The organism is Erythrobacter sp. (genome assembly GCF_023653175.1).
GTDB lineage: Bacteria > Pseudomonadota > Alphaproteobacteria > Sphingomonadales > Sphingomonadaceae > Erythrobacter.
Genome location: NZ_JAMNXL010000278.1, coordinates 1 through 2,993, shown reverse-complemented (window position 1 = coordinate 2,993; position 2,993 = coordinate 1). Strand labels below are relative to the sequence as shown.

The 2,993-nt window shown below is 70.1% G+C and carries 3 protein-coding genes; 1 reads left to right on the top strand and 2 read right to left on the bottom strand.

Annotated elements, in window-relative coordinates:
• Positions 1 to 771: citrate/2-methylcitrate synthase (locus NBV68_RS18845; RefSeq protein ID WP_296312990.1), on the top strand; the 771-nt coding region annotated here is incomplete at its 5' end.
• 73 nt (positions 772 to 844) lie between these two features.
• Here the strand turns inward: NBV68_RS18845 and NBV68_RS18840 are convergent.
• Complete coding sequence (locus NBV68_RS18840) at positions 845 to 2,251, bottom strand: HAMP domain-containing sensor histidine kinase (protein WP_296312987.1); 1,407 nt, start codon at positions 2,249 to 2,251, stop codon at positions 845 to 847.
• On the bottom strand, positions 2,251 to 2,993 hold a 743-nt coding region (locus NBV68_RS18835; RefSeq protein ID WP_296312985.1), incomplete at its 5' end, for a hypothetical protein. The genes NBV68_RS18840 and NBV68_RS18835, both read right to left, overlap by 1 nt.

Below are 2,993 nucleotides of genomic sequence, written 5' to 3'. Positions count from 1 at the left end.
GCGGCGATGGCCTACAAGTATTCGGTCGGCCAGCCCTTCGTCTATCCCGACAACTCGCTGAGCTACACCGGCAACTTCCTGCGCATGACCTTCGGCGTGCCGGCCGAGCCCTATGTGGTGAACCCGGTGGTCGAGCGTGCGCTGGACCGCATCTTCATCCTCCACGCCGACCACGAGCAGAACGCCTCGACTTCGACCGTCCGGCTCGCCGGTTCCTCGGGCGCGAACCCGTTTGCCTGCATTGCGGCCGGGATCGCCTGCCTGTGGGGCCCGGCGCATGGCGGCGCCAACGAAGCGGCGCTCAACATGCTGCGCGAGATCGGCACGCCCGACCGCATCCCGCACTATATCGAGCGCGCCAAGGACAAGAACGATCCGTTCCGCCTGATGGGCTTCGGCCACCGCGTCTACAAGAACTATGACCCGCGCGCGACGGTGATGCAGAAGACCGTGCGCGAGGTGTTCGAGAGCCTCAAGGTCACCGACCCGCTGTTCGAGACCGCGCTGCGGCTCGAGGAGATCGCGCTGAACGATCCCTATTTCATCGAGAAGAAGCTGTTCCCGAACGTCGACTTCTATTCGGGCATCATCCTCTCGGCGATCGGTTTCCCGACCACGATGTTCACCGCGCTCTTCGCGCTCGCCCGCACCGTGGGCTGGGTGGCGCAGTGGAACGAGATGATCAGCGACCCCGGCCAGAAGATCGGTCGCCCGCGCCAGCTTTACACGGGCCCGACGCAGCGCGACTACGTGCCGCTCGACAAGCGCTGAGCGTTACTGCGCCACTGAAACAAGGAGGCCGCCGGTTCCTTATCGGGAACCGGCGGCCTTTGCTTATCCGCTATCAGGCGGCGGGCAGTTCCAGCGTGAACAGCGCGCCCCCGCCCGGGGCGCTGCCCACCGTCAGCGTGCCCTCCATCGCCTCGGCAAGCCGGCGCGAGATGTAGAGGCCAAGGCCCGAGCCGCCGTCGCGCCCGCCATCGCTGTCGCGGCCGAGGCGCTCGAACTTGTCGAAGATCCGCGCGGCCTGCTCGGGGGAGATCCCCGAGCCTTCATCGGCGACAGTCACCGCCACGCGGTTCTCCCCGGCAGAAGCGGCGCCGATCGTCACGGTGCTCGACGCGGGAGCATAGGCGATCGCGTTGCCGACGAGGTTGATGAGGATCTGCAGCACCCGCCGGAACTCGGCGCTGGCGACCGCGACCCCGCGCTCGCCCTCGACCACCAGCTGCGTATCGCGGTTGTGCGCGCGCACGCCGAGGATGCCGGCGGCACGCGCGGCGGCATCGGCAAGATCGACCGGTTCCCGCGCCGTGGTGAAGCCCGGGGTCTCGACCACTTCGAGATCGGCCAGGTCGTCGAGCATCGCGGCGAGGTGCTGTCCGGCGCTGGCGATGGTGCCGGCATATTCGCTGTATTCATCGCGCAAGGGCCCCGCCAGGCGCGCGCGCATGGTCTCGGCATTGGCGATGATGCGCTGCACCGGCTGGCGCAGAACGGGCGTGAGCGCGGTGCCGACAAGCCGTGCGGGCGATGTCTCGAGGGGGTACTCGGCTTCGCCATCGTGAGTGTTGTCGCCGAGCGGTTCCTCGGCGATCAGCAGCAACTCAAAGCCCGCAGGGTTCTGGGCATCCACCCCAAGCGGAATAAGCCGCACCCGCCAGGCCCTCGCCGAACCCTCGAACCGGCAGGCCGCGCCGTCGAGCAGTCGCCAGTGGAGCGGCTGGTGGTGGGTGATATCGGTGAGTTCGACGAGCTCGCTCCACACCGTGCCGGGCGCGGCCTGCGCGGCCGCCTCGAGCGCTGCGGCATCGCGTGCGCGCGCGCTCAGCACCTGGAGCCGCTGGCGCGCATCGAGCCGGGCGCTGACCTCGGCGGTGGCGCGGTCGATCGCGTCGAGCCGCTCGGCGAATTCGCGCGGCGAAGGCGGGGTCAGCGGGCTGCGCTGCCAGTTCTCGACGAGCACCTCGCACCCGCCGCCCTCGTCCGGCCCCAGCGGATGGATGCGCGCGAAGCCCGAAACTTCCGTCTCGCCGTCAAAGGCGGAAAAGCCGCGCGCAATCCTGAGGCCGAGCGCGCGGGCCTGGCGCACCAGCGCGAGCAGCTCGGGGATCGCCAGCATGCCGGGCAGGTCGCCCCCGCAACGCTCCTGCAATTCGGCAAGCGGCGCATCTGCGCTCAGCAGCCGGCCCTGCGCATCGGTAAGGCCATAGGCGCCCAGCAGGATTTCGGCGGAGTCCACCATGTTCATCACGCGAGGCGGCCCGCAGCGAGCAGCGCGGCGGCACGAGCAGCGGTGAGCGCTCCGATCACAGGGGCAAGCAGCGCGGCGGGTTCGGCCAGCATCAGCTGGCGTTCGATCGCGGGCACGGCGAGGCCCGCAGCGCGCAGCAGCAAGGCAAGGCGCACGCTCTGCCCTTCCTGGCAGGCAAGCACCGCCTCGCCGCGCGGGGAACGGGTCTCGCTGGCGAGCGAAGAGGCGAACAGCGCAAGGCCGGCATGGTCGAGCGCGAGTGCGGCCAGCGCCCCTCGTCGCATCCCCGCCACAAGCCGCGCCAGCAGCCCGAGCCGCGAAGTCGCCTCGTCATAACCGGCCTGAAGGCGGGCAAACCCGGCGGTGTCCCCGGAGCGTCCTTGCGCACGGTGCAGCAGGGCGTGGAACAGTTCGGCCGGCAGCTCGCCCAAGGGCAGCTCCATGCGCCGCTGGCTCTGGACGAAGCGCGACTGCGCCGCGAGCGTGGTCATCGCCAGCGCGGCAACGGCGGGGTCCTCGGCGGCGATCAGTTCCTGGAGCAGCGGGCTCAGCACCGGGTCGATGGCGTGGCGCTGCTGCAGGCGGTCGGCGACAAGGCTCTCGGTCGCGAGGGCATGGCAATGGGCGAGCAACGTCTCGTCGCCCATCAGGCTTTCGGCGAGCGCGTCGAGCGCCGCCGGATCGTCGCCGGGCGCGCGCCCGGCGGGATCGCGCCCGCTTTGCGCTGCCAGCAATTGTG

Excerpts from the sequence above, each read along its gene's own strand:
- NBV68_RS18840 (WP_296312987.1), bottom strand. The coding sequence starts at position 2,251 with ATGAACATGGTGGACTCCGCCGAAATCCTGCTGGGCGCCTATGGCCTT.